This is a genomic window from Amycolatopsis sp. NPDC048633, from assembly GCF_040650695.1.
GTDB lineage: Bacteria > Actinomycetota > Actinomycetes > Mycobacteriales > Pseudonocardiaceae > Amycolatopsis.
In genome coordinates this window covers 71,136-93,327 of the sequence record NZ_JBEZHS010000018.1, presented here as the reverse complement: position 1 = coordinate 93,327, position 22,192 = coordinate 71,136, and the positions used below count along the sequence as shown (strand labels likewise).

Below are 22,192 nucleotides of genomic sequence, written 5' to 3'. Positions count from 1 at the left end.
CCACAGTGGACGGATCAAGGCAGGGCGAGGGCCGCCAGCTCGGCGTGCGGGTCGAGCTCGAGGCCACCGGCGCGCAAGGTGTCGTCGACGATCCGCCAGACCCAGCGCGCCAGCAGCGCGGCCAGCTCGGCGCGGTCGACGTCGCGCGGGTTCTCCAGCCAGCGCGACGTGCTCGACTCGACCAAGCCGACCAGCCCGAAGGCGACCGCTTCGCAGACGCGGGTGTCCACTCCGAACAGTCCGAGGTAGTGCTCGAACACCACGGTCAGCTGGCGCGCGATGGCGGTCTTGCCGTCGGCGAAGACGTCGCGGGTGCCGGTCAGCGCGTGCTTGGTCAGGTAGCGGTAGAGCGGTCCGTGCTCGGCCAGCCAGCGGGTGTGCGCGCCGATCGCCGTGCGGATCAGCTCCATCGGCGTGCCGCTCGGGTTCCACAGCGGCGCGAACTCCGCGGTGATCAGCTCCGCGACCCGGCCGGCGATCGCCTGCTGCAGGTCGGCGGCGCCGTCGAAGTGCCGGTAGAGGCGCGTGCGCGCGACGCCGGCTTCGTCGGCGATCTGCTCGGTGGACACGTCGGGCCCGTACCGCGCGATCGCGCGCAGGCCCGCCTCGACGAACTCGCGGCGACGCCGATCGCGCTGGCCGGCCCACCGCGCGGCCCGGCCGTCGGGCGGCCGCGGGGTGTCCGTCGATGTCATCGGCCGGAGTGTACCGGCGGGCCCGCTGTGCCGTACGATGCCGTACCTCTTACTTTGGGTGCAAGCGGGTCACGGAGAGTGCCGATGGGGAACACCGACGAGGAGCCGCCGGACGCCGTGTTGCTCGCCGCCCTCCGCGCCGGTGACTTCGACGCGGGCGGCGCCCTGTTCCGCCGGCACGCCGAGCCGTTGCGCCGGACCGCGGCGGCGTGGGCGAGGCAGCCCGCCGAGCGTGACGACCTGGTGGCCGAGACGTTCGCCCGGGTGCTGGCCGTCGTGTACGCGGGTGGCGGCCCGGTCGACGACCTGCGGCCGTACCTCGTCGTGACGCTGCGGAACCTGGTCTCGCGGTGGAGCCGGCAGCGCAGCCGGGTCGAGCTGTGCGAAACGGTTCCCGAGACGACGTCGAGCGGCGCCGACGAGCTGGCCCTGCACCGGTCGAACGAGAAGCTCGTGTGGTCGGCGTACTGCACGCTGCCGGGCCGGTGGCGGACGGTGCTCTGGCGCACCGAGGCCGAAGGCGACACGCCGACGGAGGCGGCCCCGCTGCTGGGCCTGACGCCGAACAGCGTCTCGGCGCTGGCGATGCGGGCGCGGGAGGGGCTGCGCCAGGCGTACCTGCAAGTCCAGGTCCCCGACGCCGAGGAGCAGGTCTGCCGCGAACCCCGCCGGCGCATGGGCGCGTGGGTCCGCGGCGCGCTGTCCCCGCGCCGGGCGAGCGTGGTCGCCGACCACATCGCGGGCTGCGGCTCGTGCCGCACGGTGGCCTCGGGCCTGGACGAAGCGAACCGCGAACTGCCGGGCTCGGCCGCCCGCCTCACCGGCTGATCCGGCCGGACGTCCTGAACGACTCGTTCATGACGTCCGGCGACAGGAAAGAGTCGTTCAGGTCATCCGGGCGCGGACGTTGCGCGAAGGTTGCCTCGCCCCCACTCCCCCGGGTTACCGTGAAGCCCGGCCCAGGAGGTGGCGGTGGACGACGAAGTCTGCGCGGTCCGGCCCGGCACCGACGTCGCCGGGCACGCCCGGCTGCTCGCGGGCATCCACGACGCCGTCCTCGCCGGACGGCCACCCCGGACCGCTCCGCGCCGGCTCGTCGAACGGTCGTGGCGCCGGGTCGCCGCGCAGGGCGTCGATCCCGACCGGCCGCCCGCGCCCGATCCCGTCGGCGCCGCCGAGGTCGAACGGCGGCGGACCGGCTGCCGGATCGGCGAAGTCCTCCCCGAGCTCCGCGGCGCGCTGACGTCGGTGGCCGAAGACGCGCACCACCTGATGGTCGTCACCGACGCGGACGGCGTCGTCCTCTGGCGCGAGGGCGCGCGCGGGGTACGGCACCGCGCAGACTCGCTCGGCTTCACTGAGGGCGCCACCTGGTCGGAGCTCGCCATCGGCAGCAACGCGATCGGGACGGCGCTGGCCGAGGCCGCCCCGGTGCAGATGTTCGCGGCCGAGCACTTCGTGCGCTCCCACCACTCCTGGGCCTGCACCGCCTACCCCGTGCACGACCCGCGGACCGGCGAGCTGCTCGGGATCGTCGACGTCAGCGGGCCGGCCGAGACCGTCCACCCGATGACCGTCGCCCTGGTCGGGACGTCGGTGCGGCTGGCCGAGGCCGTCCTGCGGCAGCGGCACGAGGTCCGGCTCGAAGCGCTCCGGCAGCTCTCCGGGCACGTACTCGGAAGCGGGCCCGGGCTCGTCGTCGACGACCACGGCTGGGTCGCGGCGCACAGCGGCGTCTTCGGGATCGACCGCGTCGCCGCGCCCCGGCACGGCGTCCCCGTCGCGGTCCGCGGCGTCGGGGCGTGCGAGCCGGAGCCGGTGCCCGGCGGGTGGCTGCTGCGGCCGAGCCACCGCGAAACCTTGCGGCTCACCGTCGAGCTCGACCCGCCGCGCGCGACGGTCGAAGGCTCGGCGCGGTGGACGCACCCGCTGGGCAAGCGACAAGCGGATCTGCTGCGGCTGATCGCGACCGCGGGCCCGGCCGGGGTGTCGGCCGCGCAGCTGTCGGAGACGCTCTACGGCGACCGCACGCACCTGGTGACCGTGCGCGCGGAGCTGTCGCGGCTGCGCAAGCTCATCGGTGGCCTGCTGCTCGCGCGCCCGTACCGGATCGCGCCCGGTGTCGAAGTCGTGCTGATGCAACCCTAGGGCAACCCTTACGCGGACCCGGTCCGGCGAGGTTGGCTGCTCGGACGCGCCGCCGACGACGACGGTGCCCGAGACGCGGAGGTCCGCTCATGACCCAGACCCTCGAACCGGCCGCCGCCCTCGATCCCCGGCAGCGCGTCGAAGGCTGGCTCGCCGACTTCGAGGCCGCGCTCGCGGCCCGGGACGCCGACCGGGCCGCCGCCCTCTTCGCGACGACGTCGTTCTGGCGCGACCTGATCGCGTTCACCTGGAACCTCAAGACGGTCGAAAACCGCGACGGCGTGAAGGACCTCCTCCTGGCCACGATGGACACCGCCGACGCCCACGGCTTCCACGCCACCGAGGAGCCGACCGAGTCCGACGGCGTCGTCGAGGCGTGGATCGGCTTCGAGACCGCCGCCGGCCGCGGCCGCGGGCACCTGCGGCTCACCGGCGAAGGCGCGTTCACCTTCCTCACGACGTTGCACGAGCTGAAGGGGCACGAGGAGCCGCTCGGCACGACCCGGCCGAAGGGCGCCGAGCACGGCGTCAACCGCGAGCGCGTCACGTGGTCCGAGGCACGGCAGGCGGAAGCGGACGAACTGGGCGCGACGCGGCAGCCGTACGTCGTCGTCATCGGCGGCGGGCAGGGCGGGATCGCGCTCGGCGCTCGGCTGCGCCAGCTCGGCGTGGACCACGTGGTCGTCGATCGGTACGCCCGCCCCGGCGACCAGTGGCGCGGCCGGTACAAGTCGCTGTGCCTGCACGACCCGGTCTGGTACGACCACCTGCCCTACCTCGACTTCCCGCGCACCTGGCCGGTCTTCGCGCCGAAGGACAAGATCGCCGACTGGCTCGAGATGTACACGAAGGTCATGGAGGTCAACTACTGGTCGTCGACGACCTGCAAGAGCGCTTCCTACGACGAGGAAGCGAAGGAATGGACCGTCGTCCTCGACCGCGACGGCGAAGAAGTTGTCCTCAAGCCGAAGCACCTGGTCCTCGCGACCGGCATGTCGGGCAAGCCGAACATCCCCATGCTGCCCGGCCAGGACGTCTTCCGCGGCGAACAGCACCACAGCTCGCAGCACCCCGGCCCGGACGCCTATCGCGGCAAGAAGGCCGTGATCATCGGGTCCAACAACTCCGCGTTCGACATCTGCGGCGCGCTGTGGGAAGCCGGCGCGGACGTCACGATGGTCCAGCGCAGTTCGACGCACATCGTGAAGTCGGACTCCCTGATGGACCTCGGCCTGGGCGACCTCTACTCGGAACGCGCGCTGGCCGCCGGGATGACGACGCAGAAGGCGGACCTGACGTTCGCCTCGCTCCCGTACCGGATCATGCACACGTTCCAGCAGCCGGTGTACGCGGCGATCAAGGATCGCGACCAGGAGTTCTACGACCGCCTCGAGGGCGCGGGCTTCCGGCACGACTGGGGTGACGACGACTCCGGCCTCTTCATGAAGTACCTGCGGCGCGGCTCCGGCTACTACATCGACGTCGGCGCGGCGGATCTGGTGGCCGACGGCGACGTCAAGCTCGCGCACGGCCAGGTCACCGAGCTGACCGAGACTTCGGCCAAGCTCGACGACGGGACGGAACTGGAGGCGGACCTCGTCGTCTACGCGACCGGGTACGGCTCGATGAACGGCTGGGCGGCGGACCTGATCAGCCAGGAGGTCGCGGACAAGGTCGGCAAGGTGTGGGGCCTGGGCTCGGACACCACGAAGGACCCGGGCCCGTGGGAGGGCGAGCAGCGCAACATGTGGAAGCCCACCCGGCAGGACGGCCTGTGGTTCCACGGCGGCAACCTGCACCAGTCACGGCACTACTCGCTCTACCTCGCCCTCCAGCTCAAGGCCCGCGCGGAAGGCATCCCGACGCCGGTCTACGGGCTGCAGGAAGTGCACCACCTGGCCTAGGACCCGAGCGCGCTCGCGGGATCGCCGAACAACAAGGCGGTCCCGTGGGCGCGCTTGAAGAACAGGTGCGCGTCGTGTTCCCAGGTGATCGCGATGCCGCCGTGCAGCTGGATCATCTCCGCCGCCGCGTGGGAAAATGCTTCGCCGCACACGACTTTCGCGGTCGTCACGGCCTCGGCGTCGCCGTCCACCAAGGCCGCGTACAGCGCCGAGCGGGCCGCTTCGACGTGGACGTGCACGTCGGCCATCCGGTGCTTCAGCGCCTGGAACGACCCGATCGCCCGGCCGAACTGACGGCGTTGTTTCGTGTACTCGACCGTCAGTTCCAGCGCGCGGGCCGCCGCGCCGACTTGCTCGGCGGCGACGGCGACCACCGCCGTGTCCCGCAGCTTCCGCAGGTCGAAGCCGTCGGCATCGAGGCGCCGGGCCGGCGTCGCGGCGAAGTCCACCACCGCCAGCCGGCGGGTCGGGTCCAGCGTGGTGACGCGCTCCCGGCGGACGCCGTCGAGCGGGACTTCGAACAAGCCGAGGCCCTCGGACGTCCGGGCCACGGCCAGGAGAACGTCGGCGAGATCGCCGTCGAGGACGTAGTGGGCGTGGCCGTCGAGACCGGTTTCCGACGCGGTCAAGCCCGGCGACCAGTCTTCGTCGGACCAGGCCAGTGCGGCGAGGGTCGTGCCCGCGGCGATGCCGGGCAGCAGCCGTTCGCAGGCTTCGTCGTTCCCGGTGCGGAGCAAGGCTTCTCCGCACAGCACCGCGGAGCCGAGCATCGGGGCGGGGGTGAGCGTGCGGCCGAGCTCTTCCAGGACTACGCACGCCTCGGCCAGGCCGGCGCCCGCGCCGCCGTAGTGCTCGGGGATCGCGAGGGCGGCGACGCCGATCTGCTCGCACAGCGTCGACCAGAGCTTGTCGTCGTACCCGAGCGGGGACGCCATCGCGGCCCGCACCGCCTCCGGTCCCGACCGGCGGGTCAGCAGCGATCGCACCGCGTCCCGCAGGGCGACGGACTCTTCCGACTGGAAAGGATCCGTCATCGCAGCCCCGCCAGCACGCGCGCGCGGTGGAACGAGCCGGTTCCCCAGGCCCCGGCCAGGGCCCGTACCTTCGTCAGCCGCAGGCCGAGGTCGTGTTCGGCGGTGTAGCCGATGGCGCCGTGCACCTGCAGGGCCGTGCGCGCGGCCAAGTACGCGGCGTCGCCCGCCATGACCTTCGCCGCCGAGACGTCGCGACCGAAGGTGTCCGTGGCGACGGCCGCGCCGTACAGGAGCGGCCGGGCGAGCTCGAGCTGCGTCACGACGTCGGCGAGCAGATGCTTGACCGCCTGGTACTCGCCGATGGCCCGGCCGTACTGGCTGCGTTGCTTGGCGTAGGCGACCGACGCGTCGAGGAGCCACTGGCCGGCCCCGAGCAGCTGGGCCGACACAGCCAGGACGCCCCGGTCGAACGCGACCGGGTCGGCGGCGGTGGTGCGGGTGGTGCCGGTGACCCGGAACAGCCGCCGGGCCGGGTCGATCGACCGGACGAGCTCGATCCCGACGCCGGAGACTTCGCCCTCGTTGAGGTCGAGGACGACTCCGGCGACATCGGCGTCCAAGGCCAGGGGGACTTCCGGCGGCGCGACGACCGTGGCGAGCAGTTCGCCCCCGGCGAGCGCGGTGAGCCGGTCGCCGGTCAGCACCGCGGGCGCGACGGCCGCCGTTTCGACCAGCGGGCCGGGCACGGCGTGGTAGCCGAGCGCTTCGAACGCGACTACCAGGTCGACAGCGGAACCGCCGAGCCCGCCGTGGTCCTCGTCGACCAGCAGCGCGGGCACGCCGAGGTCGGCGAGGGCGCGCAGCAGTTTCAGGCCGCGCTCGGGGGAACCGGCCGCCCACGCCCGGGCGACGGCCGCGGTGTCCGCGCCGGCCAGGAGGTCGTGCAGCGACGCGGAGAACTGGCGCTGCTCCGGCGACAGCTGGAACTTCATCGGCGCGCCTCCCTCGGCAGCTTCAGCAGCCGCTCGGCGATCGTGTTGCGCTGGATCTGGTCGGTGCCGCCGTAGAGGGGTCCGGCGAGGGAGAACAGGTAGCCGTCCACCCAGTCCCGGTCCGTCTCGGCGGCCGCGCCGAGGACGTCCAGGGCCGTCTCGTGCAGCTCGACGTCCAGGTGGGACCAGAACAGCTTGTTCACGCTGGACTCCGGGCCGAGCTCGCCACCGTCGGCGAGGCGGCTCACGGTGCCGAACGTGTAGAGCTGGTAAGCACGAGCGCCGATCCAGGCGTCGGCGACCCGGTCCTGTGTGGACGGTGGCGAGTCCTGTGAGCGCCAGAGATCCACGAGCCGGGCGGCCGCGGCCAGGAACCGGCCAGGGCTGCGCAGGGACAGGCCCCGCTCGTTGTTCGCCGTCGTCATCGCGACCCGCCAGCCCTGCCCCACCTCCCCGATCACGTCCTCGTCGGGCACGAACACGTCGTCGAAGAAGATCTCCGCGAACCCGGGCTCGCCGTCCAGCTGCGGGATCGGCCGCACGGTGACGCCGTCGGCGCGCAGGTCGGCCATGAAGTAGGTCAGGCCGTGATGGCGCTGCGCGTCGGCATCCGTGCGGAACAGGCCGAACGCCCGGTCCGCGAAGGACGCCCGCGAACTCCACGTCTTCTGCCCCGAAAGCCGCCAGCCCCCGTCGGTCCGCACCGCCGTGCTCCGCAACGCCGCGATGTCGCTGCCCGCCTCGGGTTCCGACCAAGCCTGCGCCCACACCTGCTCGCCGCGCGCCATCGGCGGGAGAATCCGGTCGCGCTGTTCCTGCGTGCCGTGCGCGAACAACGTGGGCCCCAGCATGAAGATGCCGTTCTGGCTCACCCGCCCCGGCGCGCCAGACGCGTAATACTCCTCCTCGAACAGCAGCCACTGCAGCATCGACGCGTCCCGGCCGTGGTACTCGCGCGGCCACGACACGACCGACCACCGCGCCTGCGCGAGTTCGGCTTCCCACTCGCGGTGCGCCTCGAAGCCTTCGGCGGTGTCCATCGACGGCAGCGCCCGGACGTGCGAAGCCAGCCAGTCCCGCGCCTCGTCGCGGAAGGCCGCGGACGCCTCGTCGATGTCGAGGTCCATCAAGACCCCTTGTTCGCGTCGCGCATGGACCGCGCGGACTGCCCGCCGAGCGAGTCTTCCGACGTCTCCGCGTTGTGGGCGTGCGCCAAGTGGTGGAGGCCGAACACGGAGTCCATCCCGGACCGCAGGCCCATCAGGTCTTCGGCCTGGTTGACGGCCTTCTTCGCCAGGGCGAGACCGAACTGCGGCATCGCGCCGATCTTCTCCGCCAGTTCCAGAGTGTGCTGCTCCAGCTCGGCTCGTGGGACGATCCGATTGATCATGCCCCATTCCTTGGCCTGCTGGACGGTGAAGCGCTCGCCGGTGAACAGCACCTCCTTGGCGGCCCGGGGGCCCAGCACCCACGGGTGCGCGAAGTACTCGACACCAGGAATCCCCATGCGCACCACCGGATCGGCGAAGAACGCGTCGTCGGACGCCACGATCAGGTCGCAGATCCAGGCGAGCATCAGCCCGCCCGCGATGCAGGCGCCCTGGACGCTCGCGATCATCGGCTTCGGGATCTCCCGCCAGCGCCGGCACATGCCCAGGTAGACCTCGGACTCGCGGGCGAACCGCTGGTCTCCCCCGGCGCGGTCGGTGTGGTCCCACCACATCACCGCGCGGCGGTCGAACGACTGGTCCACGTCCCGGCCCGGGGTGCCGATGTCGTGCCCGGCGGAGAAGTGCTTGCCCGCGCCGGCCAGCACGATCACCTTGACCTCGGCGTCGTCCACCGCGCGGGCGAAGGCGTCGTCGAGGGCGTAGGTCATGGCCGAGTTCTGGGCGTTGCGGTAGTCGGGCCGGTTCATGGTGACCACGGCGACCGGCCCGCGGCGCTCGTAGCGGACGACGTCTTCGCTCATTTCGTCTCCTTGCTGAGCAACCGCTTCAGCACCTTGCCGGAAGCGTTGCGGGGCAGCTCGTCCACGAACGCGACGAACCGGGGCGTCTTGTAGTTCGCGAGCCGCTCGCGGCAGAAGGCCACGACGTCGGCGTCGGTCAGGCCGTCGCCGACGACGAACGCCTTGCCGACCTCGCCCAGCCGCTCGTCCGGCACACCGACGACGGCGACGTCGCGCACGCCGCCGAGTTCGTTCAGCGCGTGCTCGACCTCGGCCGGGTAGACGTTGAACCCGCCGCAGATGTACATGTCCTTGAGGCGGCCGGTGAGCGTGAGGTTCCCGGCGGCGTCCAGCTCGCCGACGTCGCCGGTGTGCAGCCAGCCGTCCTCGTCGACGGCCTTCGCGGTGGCCTCGGCGTCGTCGAGGTAGCCGAGCATCACGTTCGGCCCCCGCACGACGACCTCGCCGGGCGAGCCGTGGATCCCGACTTCGAACCCGGCGGTCGCCCGGCCGGACGTCTTCGCGACCAGCTCGGCGTCGTCGCCCGGCCGGCACATCGTGACCACGACGGCTTCGGTGAGCCCGTACGCGGTGAGGACGATCTCGAAGCCCAGCTCGGCGCGCATGCGCCGGACGAGCGCCGCCGGGACGTCGGCGGCGCCGGTGACCGCGAGCCGCAGCGACGAGACGTCCCGGCGAGGCTCGCGCAGCAGCGACTGGAAGATCGTCGGCGCGCCCGGGAGGACCGAGATGCGCTCGCGTTCGATGAGGTCGAGGGCCGCGCGGACGTCGAAGACCGCCTGCGGGACGATCGTCGCGCCGGTGAGCAGGCCGACCACGATCCCGGCCTTGTAGCCGAAGCTGTGGAAGAACGGGTTGATCACCAGGTAGCGGTCGTCGGCGGTGACCCGGCCGCAGTCCGCCCAGGCCTCGGCGACGTCGACCACCTGGCGGTGCGCCGAGAGCACGCCCTTCGAGCGGCCGGTCGTGCCCGAGGTGAAGAGGATGTCGCTGACGTCGCCGGGCTGGACGGCGTCGGCGCGGGCCTCGGCGTCGGCCAGGGGCACGCGGCCTGCCTCGGCGAGGAACTCGTCCCAGCTCAGCGTGCCTTCGACCGCGTGGTGCGGCTGTTCGAGCGGCACGCGCACGACGGTGTCCGGCAGCTGCGCGCCGGTCGCGACGATCGCGGCGTGGCGGTCGGTGCCGAGGAAGTCGGCCGCCACGACCAGGGCCTTCGCCCGGCTGCGGACCAGCAGGTCCACCGTCTCGGCGGCGGTGAACCGGGTGTTGACCGGCACGAGCGTCGCGCCCGCGTAGAGCGCGCCCAGCGCCGTGAGCACCCAGTGGTGGGTGTTCGGGAGGGTGATCGCGACCCGGTCGCCAGGCTGGACACCGCGGGCGGCGAAGGCCCGGGCGACGGTCTGAACACGTTCCAGAAGGTCGGCGAAACCGAGCCGGAGCGGGCCGTCGACCAGTGCCTCCGCCGAGCCGAACTTCGCGGCGGCGGCACGGACGACGGCCGGGATCGTGGTCTGTCCCACCACACCCTCCTCTGGACCGGCAAACTAGAACGTGTTCTCATTAGCCTAGGTGCCGGACCGGCCCGGCAGCAAGGAGGCGTGCGTGGAACCGACGCGATTCCGCCGCGAGGTCGCGGGCTGGCTCGCGGACAACCTGACCGGCGAGTTCGCTCAGCTGCGCGGGCTCGGCGGGCCGGGACGCGAGCACGAGGCGTTCGACCTGCGCCTGGCCTGGGAATGCCACCTCGCCGCGGCGGGCTGGACGTGCGTCGGCTGGCCTCGCGAGTTCGGCGGCCGCGGCCTGTCCCTCGACGAGCAGGTCGCCTTCCACGAGGAGTACGCGGCCTCGGGAGCTCCGGCGCGCGTCAACCACATCGGCGAGCAGCTGCTCGGCCCGACGCTCATCGCGTTCGGCACGCCTGAGCAGCGGAACCGGTTCCTGCCGAAGATCGTCGCCGTCGAAGAGCTGTGGTGCCAGGGCTACTCCGAGCCCGGCGCCGGCTCCGACCTGGCCGCCGTCTCGACGTCGGCGGTGCTTCGTGACGGCGAATGGGTGCTCAACGGCCAGAAGATCTGGACGTCCCTGGCGCACGTGGCCGACTGGTGCTTCGTCGTGGCCCGCACCGAACCGGGATCGCAGCGCCACCACGGCCTGTCGTACCTCTTGGTGCCACTGCGCCAGGACGGCGTCACCGTGCGGCCGATCCAGCAGCTGACCGGCACGTCCGAGTTCAACGAAGTCTTCTTCGACGACGCCCGCACGTCCGCCGAGCTGGTCGTCGGCGAGCCCGGCGACGGCTGGAAGATCGCCATGGCCACCCTCGGGTTCGAACGCGGCGTCTCGACGCTCGGCCAGCAGATCGGCTTCCGCCGCGAGCTCGACGACATCGTCGCCGAAGCGCAGCGGACCGGCACCTACGACGACCCGCTGCTGCGCACCGACCTCACCCGCGCCCGGATCGGCCTGCGAGTCCTGCGCGCGCACGCGTTGCGGACGCTCGGCCGGCCGGCCGGCCCGGAGGTCGCCGTCGGGAAGCTGCTGTGGGCGCAGTGGCACCGCGGGCTCGGCGAGCTGGCGATGCGGGCCCGCGGTGCGCGTTCGCTGACCGCGGACGGCGGCGAGCTCGACGACTGGCAACGGCTCTACCTGTTCACCCGCGCGGACACGATCTACGGCGGTTCGGACGAGATCGAGCGGAACATCATCGCCGAGCGCGTGCTCGGCCTGCCGAGGGAGGCACGCCCGTGATCCCCCAATACCCATCCGGCCACGATCTGCTGGCCGGAAAGGTCGTCGTCGTCACCGCCGCGGCCGGCACCGGCATCGGCTCGGCGGTGGCCCGCCGGTGCCTCGAGGAGGGCGCGAGCGTCGTCATCTCCGACTGGCACGAACGGCGGCTCGGCGAGAAGGCGGCCGAACTGGCTTCGCTCGGCAAGGTGCACGCGATTCCTTGCGACGTCACGAAGGAAGACCAGGTCCAAGCGCTCATCGACGGCGCCGTCGACCACTTCGGACGGCTCGACGTCCTGGTCAACAACGCCGGGCTGGGCGGTACGAAGTCCGTCCTGGACATGGCCGACGACGAATGGTCCCGAGTTCTCGACATCACGCTCACCGGGACCTTCCGGTGCACGCGTGCGGCGCTGCGGCAGTTCGTCGCCCAGGGCGGCGGCGGGGCGATCGTCAACAACGCCTCGGTGATCGGCTGGCGCGCCCAAGCCGGGCAAGCGCACTACGCCGCCGCGAAAGCCGGGGTGATGGCCCTGACCCGGTGTTCGGCCCTCGACGCCGCCGAGCACGGCGTCCGGATCAACGCCGTCGCGCCGAGCCTGGCCATGCATCCCTTCCTCGCCAAGGTGACCAGCGACGAACTGCTGCGCGATCTGGAGAAGCGCGAAGCGTTCGGGCGGGCCGCCGAGCCGTGGGAGGTCGCCAACGTCATGGTCTTCCTCGCCAGCGACTACGCGAGCTACCTCACCGGCGAAGTCGTCTCCGTCAGCAGCCAGCACCCCTAGGAGCTCCCGTGCCCGAAGCCTTCCTCCTCGACGCGGTCCGCACGCCCGTGGGACGCCGCGGCGGCGCGCTGTCCGGGTGGCACTCCGCCGACCTGGCCGCGCACGTCATCGAGGCGGTCGTCGAGCGCGCCGGCGTCGACCCGGACCTCGTCGACGACGTCATCCTCGGTTGCACGGACACCCTGGGCCCGCAGTCGGGCAACATCGCGCGCACCGCGTGGCTGGCCGCCGGGCTCCCGGACCACGTGCCCGGCGTGACGATCGACCGGCAGTGCGGGTCGAGCCAGCAGGCCGTGCACTTCGCCGCGCAGGCCGTCATGTCGGGGACGCAGGACCTGGTGCTGGCCGGCGGGGTGCAGAACATGAGCCGCATCCCGATCAGCGCGGCGATGCTGGCCGGGCGCGAGTACGGCTTCGACGACCCGTTCTCCGGTTCGAAGGGCTGGCAGGAGCGCTACGGCAGTACCGAGGTGTCGCAGTTCCGCAGCGCCGACATGATCGCCGCGCACTGGGACATCAGCCGATCCGCGATGGAGGAATACGCTTTCCGCAGCCACCAGCGGGCTCTGTCGGCCATCGATTCCGGCCGGTTCGACGCGGAGATCGTGCCGGTCGACGGCTTCAAGCAGGACGAGGGCCCGCGCCGGGACACGTCTTTGGAGCGGATGCGCGGGCTGAAGCCGCTCGCTCCGGAGTCCCGCTTGACGGCGGCGGTGGCCAGCCAGATCTCCGACGGCGCGAGCGCGGCGTTGCTGGCCTCTTCGTCGTTCGTCGAGGAGCACGGCCTGACACCGCGGGCCCGCATCCACCACCTGTCGGTCCGCGCGGCGGACCCGGTGTGGATGCTGACCGGCCCGATCCCGGCGACGTCCCACGCCCTGCGCCGCGCCGGGCTCACGATCGAGGACATCGACCTGTTCGAGGTCAACGAAGCGTTCGCGAGCGTGGTGCTGGCGTGGCTGGACGAAACGGGAGCGGACCCCTCGCGGGTGAACGTGAATGGCGGCGGCATCGCGCTGGGCCACCCGATCGGGGCGACCGGCACGAAGCTGCTGGCGACGCTCCTGCACGAGCTGGAGCGCCGCGGCGGCCGTTACGGGCTGCAGACGATGTGCGAAGGCGGCGGCACCGCCAACGTCACCATCATCGAACGCCTCTGACCGCGCTCACCGGACGTCATGAAAGAGTCGTTCACCGCGTCCGACGCGGTGAAAGGGTCGTTCATGACGTCCGCAGGGGTCGCGCCGCTCAGCCCAGGGCGCGCAGTTTCGGCAGCACGTCCTCGGAGAACTGGGTCAGGAAGCGCTCCTGGTCGTGGCCCGGGCCGTGGAAGACGAGGTGGTTGAGACCCGCGTCCAGGTACGGCTTGATCTGCGCCACCGCCTCGTCCGGGTCCGATGCCACGATCCAGCGCTTGGCGACCTGCTCGATCGGCAGCTCGTCGGCCAGCCGCTCCATCTCGTCGGCCGAGGTGACGCTGTGCTTCTGCTCCGCCGACAACGACAGCGGCGCCCAGAAACGCGTGTTCTCCAGCGCCTTCTCGTGGTCGCGGTCGTAGGACATCTTGATCTCGATGGTCCGGTCGACGTCGTCGACGGTCTTGTCGGCCGCCTCGGCGCCCTCCTTGACCGCGGGCATCAGCTTCTCCGTGTAGAGATCCATGCCCTTGCCGGACGTGCAGATGAACCCGTCGCCGGACCGGCCGGCGTACTTGGCCACCACCGGGCCGCCCGCGGCGATGTACACCGGCACCGGCTGCTCCGGCCGGTCGTAGATGCGCGCGTCGACCAGCTTGTAGTACTCGCCGTCGAAGTTCACGTTGTCGCTGGTCCACAGCTCGCGGATCAGCTTGACCGACTCGCGCAGCCGCGCGAAGCGCTCCTTGAACTCCGGCCACTCACGCCCCGAGACGGCGATCTCGTTCAGCGCCTCGCCGGACCCCACGCCGAGGATCACGCGGCCGCCCGAGAGCAGCGACATCGTCGCGAACGCCTGCGCGATCACGGCCGGGTTGTACCGGAATGTCGGGGTCAGCACGCTCGTGCCGATCTGCACCCGCTTCGTGCGCTCGGCAACCGCCGGCATCCACGCCAGCGCCCACGGCGCGTGCCCACCTTCGTGCCGCCAAGGCAGGAAGTGGTCGGACACCCAGACCGAGTCGAGGCCGACCTCTTCGGCACGCACCGCGTACTCGACCAGGTCCCGCGGTCCGAACTGCTCCGCCGACGCCTTGTAACCGACCTTGAGCGCCACGCTCATCCTCCCGTTTCCCGGCCAAGACGTCGGAGTATCTCACCTGCCTCGGCCACTGTGCCCTCGACGATCCCGGCCACCGTGGGCAGGTCGTGGATCATGCCCACCACCTGTCCCGACGCTAGCACTCCGGCGTCCGTCCGGCCCTCGACCAGCCCCGCCCGCAACAGCATCGGGGTGTTGGCCGCCATGACCAGCTGACTCCAGGTCAGATCGTTGCCGTGCTTCATCGCAAGGCCTTCTTTGACCATGGCAACCGGGGACAGTCCGGTGATATTCCGGAACCGCAGGGCGTTGCGCGCGGCCTGCGCCAGGCCCCGGAGCCGGCCGGTGCGTTCGAGCTTCTCGACGAGGTCGGTGCGCAGCACGCGGTGCGGCAGGCCGTCGACGCGCCGGGTGACGACCGTCCCGGTGAGACCCTGCTCGAGGTAGACGCGCTTGACGTCGTCGGGGACCGTGCTCTCCTTGCTCAGCAGGAACCGGGTGCCCATCGCCACGCCCGCCGCGCCGTACGCCAGGGCCGCGGCGAGCCCGCGCCCGTCGAAGAAACCGCCGGCGGCGACGACCGGGATGTCGACGGCGTCCAGCACCGACGGCAGCAGCAGCGTGGTCGCCACTCCCCCGGTGTGCCCGCCGCCTTCGCCGCCCTGGACGATGACGGCGTCCGCGCCCCACGCGGCGACCTTCTCGGCGTGCCGGGCGGCGCCGATCGACGGGATGACGACGATCCCATGGTCGCGCAGCTTCGCGATCATCTCCTTGCGCGGCGCCAGCGCGAACGACGCCACCTTGACGCCCTCGCGGATCAGCAGGTCGACGCGCTCGCCGGCGTCGGCCGCGTCGGCGCGGAGGTTCACCCCGAACGGCTTCTCCGTGCGCTTCTTGACTTCCTCGATCGCGGCTTCCAGCTCGCCGAAGGTCATCGTGGCCGACGCCAGGATGCCGAGCGCTCCCGCTTCGGCGGTCGCCGAGACGAGCCGCGGGCCGGCGACCCAGCCCATCCCGGTCTGCACGACCGGGTGCTCGACGCCGACCAGCTCCGTCAGCGCGGTTTTCACGCCGGGACTTCCTTGTCGCGCGAGCTCTTCGGGTCGACGACCTCGCGGAGGAGCCGCAGCTCTTCGTCGCTCGGCTCGCGACTGGTGACCACGGTGGAGAAGTCGATCTCGAACATCGTCGCCGCGGCGACCTCGTCCTGGGTGACGCCTGGGTGCAACGACACCGCCCGCATCGAGTGGTCCGGTGTGGCGAAGTCGAACACGCCGAGGTTCGAGACGACCCGGTGGACGTCGTGGAACTTCTCCGCCGACGGGCCCGCCTTGGCCGCGTTGTCGTAGCCCACGCCCGAAACGACGTCCACAGTGTCCACGAAGACCCGCGAGGAGTGCCGGGGAACCCAGTAGCTCGTGCGGTGGTTGACGGTGTTGCCCGGCGCGCCGCGCACGCCCAGCAGCTGCTTCTTCGGCCGGGCGTGGTCGCCGATGGCGGAGATGTTCTGGTTGCCGTACCGGTCGACCTGGTTGGCGCCCATCACGACGTGCCGCCGGCCGTGCGGCACGATCGTGTCGAGCATCTTGCGGAAGGGCTGCCAGCCCTCGACCACCCCGTCGGTGGTGACGAGGTACGCCTCGCCGTCGGACATGAGCAGATCCGGCTCGAACGTCAGCCGCGCGAGCTTCGCGCCGAGCTGCGGGACCAGGCCCATCGGGCTGACGACGATCTCGCCGTCGCCGCGGAACAGCTCGGCCACCGCCACGACGGCGATCTCGGCCCGGGTCGCACTCATGCCGCCTCCGCCTCGAACTTGTCCACTTCGGACAGATAGCTGCGCTCGTCACCCGTCAGGAACCGGTCCACGAAGCCCGGCCACGCGTCCGGGTCCTTGGCGCAGGCGGCGTAGTGCCGCTGGAACCGTTCGTCGCGGCCGTAGTCCGGCACCGCCGTGGTGAAGTGCGCGCCGCGCGGCGCCTCGACGACGCCGTCGACCGCGCTCCGGTTGAGCAGCAACGACTGCACCGGCCCGCCCGCCAGCAAGTCCGGTGTCCCGACGACTTTTTCGACCGATACGAACCTCTTCGAAGCGGCCAGGCAGAACAGGTCGTCGAAGTACGGGTCCGGGCCGAGGTACTGGGCGTTGCCGCGGGCGTCGGCGCGGTTGAGGTGCACCAGCGCGACGTCGAGGTGCTGCGCGGGCACCGCGACCAGCTCCTCGCCGTCGGCGTAGGGCGAGCGCACGGTCCGCAGGTCCGGGTTCGCGCGCATCACCTCCGAGCCGAGCCCGGCGCGCATCGGGAGGAACGGAAGCCGTTGCGCCGCCGCGGAAAGCGCCGCGCCGAACATGCCCTCGTCGTACTCGGTGACGGCGATCGCACCGGTCTCGCGGGCGCGGCCGAACCACGGGTCGAACGGGATCGAGTCGAGCGTGACGAACCCGAACACCACGCGTTTCACCTTGCCGGCCGCGCACAGCAGGCCGACGTCGGGGCCGCCGTAGGACACCACGGTGAGGTCGCGCACCGGCGTGCGGAGGATCGCGCGGACCAGCGCCATCGGCTTGCGCCGGGAGCCCCAGCCGCCGATGCCGATGGTCATGCCGTCCTTCAGCTCCGCCGCGACGTCGTCGGCGGTCGTGCGCTTATCGGCCATTCAAGAACTCCTCGCGGGCTTCGTCGGATGCGCCGAGCAGGTTGAGCTCGAAGGTGAAGCCCTGCTCGAACCGGTAGCTGCGGTGCACCTGCTGGGTGTCGATGCCGTTCAGGGCCTCTTTCGCCGCCCGGATCACGCGGGGGTCCTTCTTCGCGATGTCCCGGGCGATGGCCATCGCCGCGTCGTCCAGCTCGGCGCGCGGCACGACCTGGTAGACCGAACCGTGGGTGTGCAGCTCGGCGGCGGTGATGGTGCGCGCGGTGAAGTAGAGGGTGCGCATGAGGTGCTGCGGCACCAGCCGCGCGAGGTGGGTCGCCGCGCCGAGTGCGCCGCGTTCGACCTCCGGGACGCCGAAGGTGGCGTCGTCGGAGGCGATGACGACGTCGGCGTTGCCGGCCAGGCCGATGCCACCGCCGAGGCAGAAGCCGTGCACCGCGACGATGACCGGCACCGCGCAGTCGTAGACCGCGCCGAAAGCCGCGTAGCAGCCCCGGTTCGCGCCGACGAGCGCGTCGTACCCGGCGCTGCGCTGGATCTCCTTGATGTCGACGCCGGCGTTGAAACCCCTGCCTTCCGCGCGGAGCACGACGACGTGGACGTCCCGGTCGTCGCCTGCCTTCTTGAGCGCGTCCGCGAGGTCGAACCAGCCCTGCACGGGCAGCGCGTTGACCGGCGGGAAGTCGACGGTGATCACTTCGACGTGACCGTCGCGCTTCGTGAGGATGCCCATCAGTTGGCTCCGTAGACGGGTTCGGGCTCGGGCGCTTGCTCGAGCAGGTCCTTCACCACCGGGCCGAGTTCGGCCGGGTCCCAGCGGCCGCCCTTGTCCACGACCGGGCCGTGCCGCCACGCCTGCGCGAGAGAGACCTTCCCGCCCTCGACCTCGAACACCCGTCCGGTCACCTGCGCGGACTCCTCGCTGCCCAGCCAGACCACCAGCGGCGAGACGTTCTCCGGCGCCATCGCGTCGAAGCCGTCGTCCGGACGCGCCATCGACGCGAACACCGCCTCGGTCATCCGGGTCCGCGCGGCCGGCGCGATCGCGTTCACCGTCACCCCGTAGCGCGCCAGCTCGGCCGCCGCCACGACGGTCAGTCCGGCGATCCCGGCCTTCGCCGCCGAATAGTTGCCCTGGCCGACGCTGCCCAGCAACCCGGCACCCGAACTCGTGTTGATCACCCGGGCGCTCGGCACCCGCCCGGCCTTCGCCTCCGCCCGCCAATGCTCCGCGGCGTGCCGCAGGGGCGCAAAGTGACCTTTGAGGTGCACGCGAACGACGGCGTCCCACTCGTCCTCGCCGAGGTTGACCAGCATCCGGTCCCGGACGAACCCCGCGTTGTTGACCAGCACGTCCAGGCGACCGAAGTTCTCCAGCGCCGTGTCGACGAGGTGCTTCGCCCCGGCCCAGTCGGCGATGTCGGAGGTGTTCGCCACCGCCTGCCCGCCCAGCGCCTCGATCTCGGCGACGACGCCGGCGGTCGCGTCCCCGTCCACGTCGTTCACCACCACCAACGCGCCCTCGGCGGCGAAGGCGAGCGCGTGGGCCCGCCCGATGCCGCGGCCGGCGCCGGTCACCACGACCGCCCGGTCCTGGCACAACCTGCTCACGAATCCTCCCGTTGGTTGACGTCGGCCGCGGCGAGGAACGCCGGGATCTCACCCCCGCCGTGCACGCGCAGGGTCGCGCCGGAGACGTAGGAAGCCAGGCCGGAGGCGAGGAACGCGGCGCACGCGCCCACCTCCTCGGGCTCGGCGAGGCGACCGAGTGGCACGGTCTTGCCGACCGCTTCGACCGCGGCTTCGCTGCCGTAGTGCAGGTGGGACTGCTCGGTGCGCACCATGCCGACGTCGAGCGAGTTGACCCGCACCTTCGGCGCCCACTCGACGGCGAGGCTGGCGGTGAGGCTGTCGAGCCCGGCCTTCGCGGCGCCGTAAGCGGCGGTCCCGGGTGACGCGCGGGTGCCGCTGACGCTGGAGATCATCACGATGGACCCGCCGCCTTGACGCTGCATCACGGCGTTGGCTTTCTGGGAGACCAGCAGGGGGGCCAGCAGGTTCAGCTGCACGATCTTGTCGTGCAGCCGCGGCGACGCGTCCGCGGCCGGAGCGTAGGGGGCGCCACCGGCGTTGTTCACGACGACGTCGAGGCGGCCGTGTCGTGCGACGATCCCGTCGATCAGGGCCGCGACCTGGGTCTCGTCCCGGACGTCGCACTGGACGAACTCGGCGTTCGTGACGGTCTCGCGGCGCGCGCAGGTGACGACATGGGCACCGTGGGCGAGGAACACCTCGCTGATGCCCCGACCCACACCACGGACGCCGCCGGTGACGAGCACGACGGCGCCGGCCAAGCCCAGATCGGTCTGCACGTCCCCAAAACTAGAACACGTTCCAACTTTGGGCAAGGCGCGCACGACGAAGGCGCACGTCTACAGACTAGAACGCGTTACGACTCACGCTTCGCGGCGTCGTACTCCGCGTTGGACTCCACGACCTCGGGCATCTGCCCCTCGACGTCCTCGATGAGGGCCAGCAGCAGCGCCGCGGTGCGGCGGCCTCGCGGGGTGAGGCTGTACTCGACCTTCGGCGGGATCGTCGGCTGAGCTTCGCGGTGCACGAAGCCGTCGCGCTCGAGAGCCTGCAGTGTCTGGGCGAGCATCTTCTCGCTCACGCCGGACACGCGGCGGCGCAGGGCGTTGAACCGGAGCGTGCCGTCGTGGAGCGCGGCCATCGCGAGGATCCCCCACCGGCCGGTGATGTGCTCGAGCGTCGCCCGGGACGTGCACGCCTGCGCGAACACGTCGAACACCAGCCGCCCGTGCTCGTCCACCCACTCCGGCGCCTCGCTCATGCCATCAACGGTACCTCGCCGGCCGCGGAAACCCAGGTGAGGATGCTCACCAAGAGTTTGCACTTTCCAAAAGTTAGTACACTCTGTCGGTAAGCAGCCCATCAGCGAGGAGAAGCAGATGATCGTGGTCACCGGTGCCACCGGCCAGCTCGGCCGCCTGGTCGTGGAAGGCCTCCTGGAGAAGGTCCCGCCCGCCGACGTCGTCGCGGCCGTGCGCGATCCGGAGAAGGCCGCCGAGTTCGCCGCCCGCGGCGTGCAGGTGCGCCGGGCGGACTACGACGACCCCGCGAGCCTCGCCACGGCGTTCGCCGGCGCGGACAAGGTGCTGCTCGTCTCGAGCAGCACGCCGGGCCGGCGGCTGGCCCAGCACGAGGCCGTCGTCACGGCAGCCCGCGAAGCCGGCGTCGGCCACCTCGCCTACACGAGCGTTCTGTTCGCCGACACGACGAAGCTGTTCGTCGCGCCGGACCACAAGGCCACCGAGGAGATCATCCGCGCGTCGGGCGTGCCGTTCACGTTCCTGCGCAACGGCTGGTACACCGAGAACTACGCGCAGACGATCAGCCAGGCCCTCGCGGTGGGATCCTTCGCGGGCGCCGGCGGTGAGGGCAAGCTGGGCGCCGTCCCGCGGATCGACTTCGCGGAGGCGGCCGTCGAAGTCCTGACCGGCGAAGGCCACGAAGGCAAGGTGTACGAGCTGGCCGGCGACGAGCCGTTCGGCTACGCCGACCTCGCCGCCGCAGTGACGGCCGCGTCGGGCACGCCGGTCACGTACCAAGATCTGCCGGTGGAGCAGTACCGCAAGGTCCTCGTCGGCGCGGGCCTGCCCGAGCCGGTGGCGGCCATGCTGGCCGACGCGGACCGCGGCATCACCGACGGCGAGCTGGCCTCGGACTCCGGCGACCTGCGCCGCCTCATCGGCCGGCCGACGACGCCGCTGGCCGAAGCCGTCACTGCCTTGGTCAAGAGCTGACCGAAGCCGTGAATGGCACATTGCGGGACTTGAAGTCCCTCGATGTGCCATTCACGGACTTTCACGCGCCACGGGACTGGAACGCCGAAGCGCGCAGGGCCGCCTGCATCGCGAACCGTGCCCCGGGGTCGTCCAGCCGGTCCCCGAACGCGTCCTTCAGCTGACGCACCCGGTACCGCACAGTCTGGGGATGTACGGACAAGTCCACCGCGATCTTCTCCGAGTTGCCGCCGTTCTCCAGCCACGACAGCAAAGTCTCGCCGAGCCGTCGCCGCGTGCGGTCCGGGAACCGGGTCAGCGGGGCCAGCTCCTGGCGGGCCACCTGGTCCGCCAGGGGCGAGTCGCTGAGCAGCCACAGCGTCGTCAGGTGCTCCGCGCACCACGTCACCGGGGTGTCCGGCAACGCGCCGCCGGCGACCAGCCGCAACGTCGTTCGCGCCCAGCGCAGGGAATGCGCCGAGGCCGCCGGGGAAACCGGCGGGCCCACCGCGGCCCGGACGCCGAGCGCCGCGAAGCACCCCGCGTCCACCGGAGCCGGCACCAGCAGGTACGGCTGCGGCGACTCGAGGTCGGCCAGGACGCCGGGCTCCCAGCACGGCGACACCGCGGATTCCAGCACCACCGCCGCCACTTCGGCCGGGACCGGCCAGCCGGCCGCCGCCGCGAGCTCGGCAAGGACCGCGTCCGTCACCGGCACCGGGCCGGTCACCAGCCGCAGCAGGCGACGGCGCAGACCCGCCCGGGTGCCGTCGAGCTCCGCCTGCGCCTCGCGGTGCCCGCGGATCGACATCCGGGCCAGCTCGTCCGCGTAGCCGAACAGCATCTCCGCGAGCCGCGCCATCACCCCCGACGACAGCCGGTGCCGCCGGCCCACGCGCATGATCCAGCGCCAGCCCGCGCGCGTGCCGACGCGGTACGCCACCTGGAGGTCGTCGAGCGTCCGGCCCTCGTACGCCTCGCCCGCGCCGAGCCGGCGGCACGTTTCGTACAGCCGGTCCCTGGGTGCGAGCGGATCCTCGACCAGGTCGACGAAGAGCGCCACCGCGCACTCGACGCCGTGGCGGGTCACGCGGCCGTGCCGGGCGTACACCGGGACCTCGCGCCACACCTCCCGGACGATCCAGTCCACCAGCGCCGGCACGGCCGGGCGCATGAGCGCGGCCAGCTCCGTGCGTCCGAACACCTCTCGCGTCACCGGGACTTGCTGCCGAGCTCCGTCGCCGGACACCAGGTTCCCTCCACGGGGCAGGCGTGCTTTACCGGACAGTA

The 22,192-nt window shown here is 71.8% G+C and carries 22 protein-coding genes; 7 read left to right on the top strand and 15 right to left on the bottom strand.

The window, feature by feature from the left end; all coding sequences use genetic code 11:
* Positions 1-14: 14 nt before the first annotated feature.
* Positions 15-695 carry a TetR/AcrR family transcriptional regulator gene (locus AB0C38_RS28590; protein ID WP_360678894.1) on the bottom strand — a complete coding sequence of 227 codons (681 nt, stop codon included), beginning with the start codon at positions 693-695 and terminating at the stop codon, positions 15-17.
* Between the two features lie 84 nt (positions 696-779).
* On the opposite strand from AB0C38_RS28590, the gene AB0C38_RS28585 reads away from it, so the two are divergent.
* The 3 genes from AB0C38_RS28585 (at position 780) to AB0C38_RS28575 (ending at position 4,747) form a co-directional block, all read left to right on the top strand.
* Positions 780-1,523 carry a sigma-70 family RNA polymerase sigma factor gene (locus tag AB0C38_RS28585; protein WP_360678891.1) on the top strand — a complete coding sequence of 248 codons (744 nt, stop codon included), beginning with the start codon at positions 780-782 and terminating at the stop codon, positions 1,521-1,523.
* 144 nt (positions 1,524-1,667) lie between these two features.
* Positions 1,668-2,843 (top strand): GAF domain-containing protein, encoded by a 1,176-nt coding sequence (locus tag AB0C38_RS28580; protein ID WP_360678889.1) that lies wholly within the window; start codon positions 1,668-1,670, stop codon positions 2,841-2,843.
* A gap of 89 nt (positions 2,844-2,932) precedes the next feature.
* Complete coding sequence (locus AB0C38_RS28575) at positions 2,933-4,747, top strand: NAD(P)/FAD-dependent oxidoreductase (RefSeq protein ID WP_360678886.1); 1,815 nt, start codon at positions 2,933-2,935, stop codon at positions 4,745-4,747.
* Here AB0C38_RS28575 and AB0C38_RS28570 read toward each other — a convergent pair.
* From AB0C38_RS28570 to AB0C38_RS28550, 5 genes are read right to left on the bottom strand one after another with little or no spacing between them, the layout of a single operon-like run.
* Positions 4,744-5,781 (bottom strand): acyl-CoA dehydrogenase family protein, encoded by a 1,038-nt coding sequence (locus AB0C38_RS28570; protein ID WP_360678883.1) that lies wholly within the window; start codon positions 5,779-5,781, stop codon positions 4,744-4,746. The two genes, AB0C38_RS28575 and AB0C38_RS28570, sit on opposite strands and share 4 nt — an antisense overlap.
* Positions 5,778-6,713, bottom strand: a complete 936-nt coding sequence (locus AB0C38_RS28565) for an acyl-CoA dehydrogenase family protein (RefSeq protein ID WP_360678881.1) — start codon at positions 6,711-6,713, stop codon at positions 5,778-5,780. Before AB0C38_RS28565 ends, AB0C38_RS28570 begins: the two co-directional genes overlap by 4 nt.
* A complete protein-coding gene (locus tag AB0C38_RS28560; RefSeq protein WP_360678878.1) occupies positions 6,710-7,840 on the bottom strand; it encodes an acyl-CoA dehydrogenase family protein in 1,131 nt (376 codons plus the stop codon). Before AB0C38_RS28560 ends, AB0C38_RS28565 begins: the two co-directional genes overlap by 4 nt.
* Complete coding sequence (locus tag AB0C38_RS28555) at positions 7,840-8,685, bottom strand: enoyl-CoA hydratase (protein WP_360678875.1); 846 nt, start codon at positions 8,683-8,685, stop codon at positions 7,840-7,842. Before AB0C38_RS28555 ends, AB0C38_RS28560 begins: the two co-directional genes overlap by 1 nt.
* Positions 8,682-10,205 (bottom strand): FadD3 family acyl-CoA ligase, encoded by a 1,524-nt coding sequence (locus AB0C38_RS28550; protein WP_360678872.1) that lies wholly within the window; start codon positions 10,203-10,205, stop codon positions 8,682-8,684. Before AB0C38_RS28550 ends, AB0C38_RS28555 begins: the two co-directional genes overlap by 4 nt.
* Positions 10,206-10,287: 82 nt before the next feature.
* Here AB0C38_RS28550 and AB0C38_RS28545 point away from each other — a divergent pair, with 82 nt between their 5' ends.
* From AB0C38_RS28545 to AB0C38_RS28535, 3 genes are read left to right on the top strand one after another with little or no spacing between them, the layout of a single operon-like run.
* The gene (locus AB0C38_RS28545; protein ID WP_360678869.1) at positions 10,288-11,433 is read left to right on the top strand and encodes an acyl-CoA dehydrogenase family protein; all 1,146 of its coding nucleotides are present in this window, start codon (positions 10,288-10,290) and stop codon (positions 11,431-11,433) included.
* Positions 11,430-12,200: an SDR family oxidoreductase gene (locus AB0C38_RS28540; RefSeq protein WP_360678866.1), complete on the top strand. Its 771-nt coding sequence runs from the start codon at positions 11,430-11,432 to the stop codon at positions 12,198-12,200. The genes AB0C38_RS28545 and AB0C38_RS28540 overlap by 4 nt, the downstream gene beginning before the upstream one ends.
* Positions 12,201-12,208: 8 nt before the next feature.
* Positions 12,209-13,360: an acetyl-CoA C-acetyltransferase gene (locus AB0C38_RS28535; RefSeq protein ID WP_360678863.1), complete on the top strand. Its 1,152-nt coding sequence runs from the start codon at positions 12,209-12,211 to the stop codon at positions 13,358-13,360.
* An 88-nt stretch (positions 13,361-13,448) separates the two neighbouring features.
* Here AB0C38_RS28535 and fgd read toward each other — a convergent pair whose 3' ends face one another.
* The 8 genes from fgd to AB0C38_RS28495 all read right to left on the bottom strand — a co-directional run bounded on the left by fgd (position 13,449) and on the right by AB0C38_RS28495 (position 19,950).
* A complete protein-coding gene (fgd, locus tag AB0C38_RS28530) occupies positions 13,449-14,453 on the bottom strand; it encodes a glucose-6-phosphate dehydrogenase (coenzyme-F420) (protein ID WP_360678861.1) in 1,005 nt (334 codons plus the stop codon).
* A gap of 2 nt (positions 14,454-14,455) precedes the next feature.
* Positions 14,456-15,511, bottom strand: coding sequence for a nitronate monooxygenase (locus AB0C38_RS28525; protein ID WP_360678858.1), 1,056 nt, complete (start codon positions 15,509-15,511; stop codon positions 14,456-14,458).
* Positions 15,508-16,239, bottom strand: coding sequence for a CoA-transferase (locus tag AB0C38_RS28520; protein WP_360678856.1), 732 nt, complete (start codon positions 16,237-16,239; stop codon positions 15,508-15,510). The genes AB0C38_RS28525 and AB0C38_RS28520 overlap by 4 nt, the downstream gene beginning before the upstream one ends.
* A complete protein-coding gene (locus tag AB0C38_RS28515) occupies positions 16,236-17,099 on the bottom strand; it encodes a CoA-transferase (protein WP_360678853.1) in 864 nt (287 codons plus the stop codon). The genes AB0C38_RS28520 and AB0C38_RS28515 overlap by 4 nt, the downstream gene beginning before the upstream one ends.
* The gene (locus AB0C38_RS28510; protein ID WP_360678851.1) at positions 17,089-17,829 is read right to left on the bottom strand and encodes an enoyl-CoA hydratase family protein; all 741 of its coding nucleotides are present in this window, start codon (positions 17,827-17,829) and stop codon (positions 17,089-17,091) included. The genes AB0C38_RS28515 and AB0C38_RS28510 overlap by 11 nt, the downstream gene beginning before the upstream one ends.
* A complete protein-coding gene (locus AB0C38_RS28505; protein WP_360678848.1) occupies positions 17,829-18,707 on the bottom strand; it encodes an SDR family oxidoreductase in 879 nt (292 codons plus the stop codon). The genes AB0C38_RS28510 and AB0C38_RS28505 overlap by 1 nt, the downstream gene beginning before the upstream one ends.
* A complete protein-coding gene (locus AB0C38_RS28500) occupies positions 18,704-19,468 on the bottom strand; it encodes an SDR family oxidoreductase (protein ID WP_360678846.1) in 765 nt (254 codons plus the stop codon). The genes AB0C38_RS28505 and AB0C38_RS28500 overlap by 4 nt, the downstream gene beginning before the upstream one ends.
* A gap of 77 nt (positions 19,469-19,545) precedes the next feature.
* Positions 19,546-19,950, bottom strand: coding sequence for a helix-turn-helix domain-containing protein (locus AB0C38_RS28495; protein ID WP_360678843.1), 405 nt, complete (start codon positions 19,948-19,950; stop codon positions 19,546-19,548).
* Between the two features lie 118 nt (positions 19,951-20,068).
* Between AB0C38_RS28495 and AB0C38_RS28490 the strand changes: the two genes are divergently transcribed.
* A complete protein-coding gene (locus AB0C38_RS28490; protein WP_360678840.1) occupies positions 20,069-20,923 on the top strand; it encodes an SDR family oxidoreductase in 855 nt (284 codons plus the stop codon).
* Between the two features lie 61 nt (positions 20,924-20,984).
* Here AB0C38_RS28490 and AB0C38_RS28485 read toward each other — a convergent pair whose 3' ends face one another.
* Positions 20,985-22,118 carry a helix-turn-helix domain-containing protein gene (locus tag AB0C38_RS28485; protein WP_360678837.1) on the bottom strand — a complete coding sequence of 378 codons (1,134 nt, stop codon included), beginning with the start codon at positions 22,116-22,118 and terminating at the stop codon, positions 20,985-20,987.
* Positions 22,119-22,192: the final 74 nt, after the last annotated feature.

Coding starts and splice junctions, on each gene's coding strand:
- AB0C38_RS28510 (WP_360678851.1), bottom strand. CDS start 17,829: ATGGGCATCCTCACGAAGCGCGACGGTCACGTCGAAGTGATCACCGTC.
- AB0C38_RS28490 (WP_360678840.1), top strand. CDS start 20,069: ATGATCGTGGTCACCGGTGCCACCGGCCAGCTCGGCCGCCTGGTCGTG.
- AB0C38_RS28575 (WP_360678886.1), top strand. CDS start 2,933: ATGACCCAGACCCTCGAACCGGCCGCCGCCCTCGATCCCCGGCAGCGC.
- AB0C38_RS28520 (WP_360678856.1), bottom strand. CDS start 16,239: ATGAGTGCGACCCGGGCCGAGATCGCCGTCGTGGCGGTGGCCGAGCTG.
- AB0C38_RS28560 (WP_360678878.1), bottom strand. CDS start 7,840: ATGGACCTCGACATCGACGAGGCGTCCGCGGCCTTCCGCGACGAGGCG.
- AB0C38_RS28565 (WP_360678881.1), bottom strand. CDS start 6,713: ATGAAGTTCCAGCTGTCGCCGGAGCAGCGCCAGTTCTCCGCGTCGCTG.
- AB0C38_RS28570 (WP_360678883.1), bottom strand. CDS start 5,781: ATGACGGATCCTTTCCAGTCGGAAGAGTCCGTCGCCCTGCGGGACGCG.
- AB0C38_RS28555 (WP_360678875.1), bottom strand. CDS start 8,685: ATGAGCGAAGACGTCGTCCGCTACGAGCGCCGCGGGCCGGTCGCCGTG.
- AB0C38_RS28515 (WP_360678853.1), bottom strand. CDS start 17,099: ATGGCCGATAAGCGCACGACCGCCGACGACGTCGCGGCGGAGCTGAAG.
- AB0C38_RS28585 (WP_360678891.1), top strand. CDS start 780: ATGGGGAACACCGACGAGGAGCCGCCGGACGCCGTGTTGCTCGCCGCC.
- AB0C38_RS28495 (WP_360678843.1), bottom strand. CDS start 19,950: ATGAGCGAGGCGCCGGAGTGGGTGGACGAGCACGGGCGGCTGGTGTTC.
- AB0C38_RS28590 (WP_360678894.1), bottom strand. CDS start 695: ATGACATCGACGGACACCCCGCGGCCGCCCGACGGCCGGGCCGCGCGG.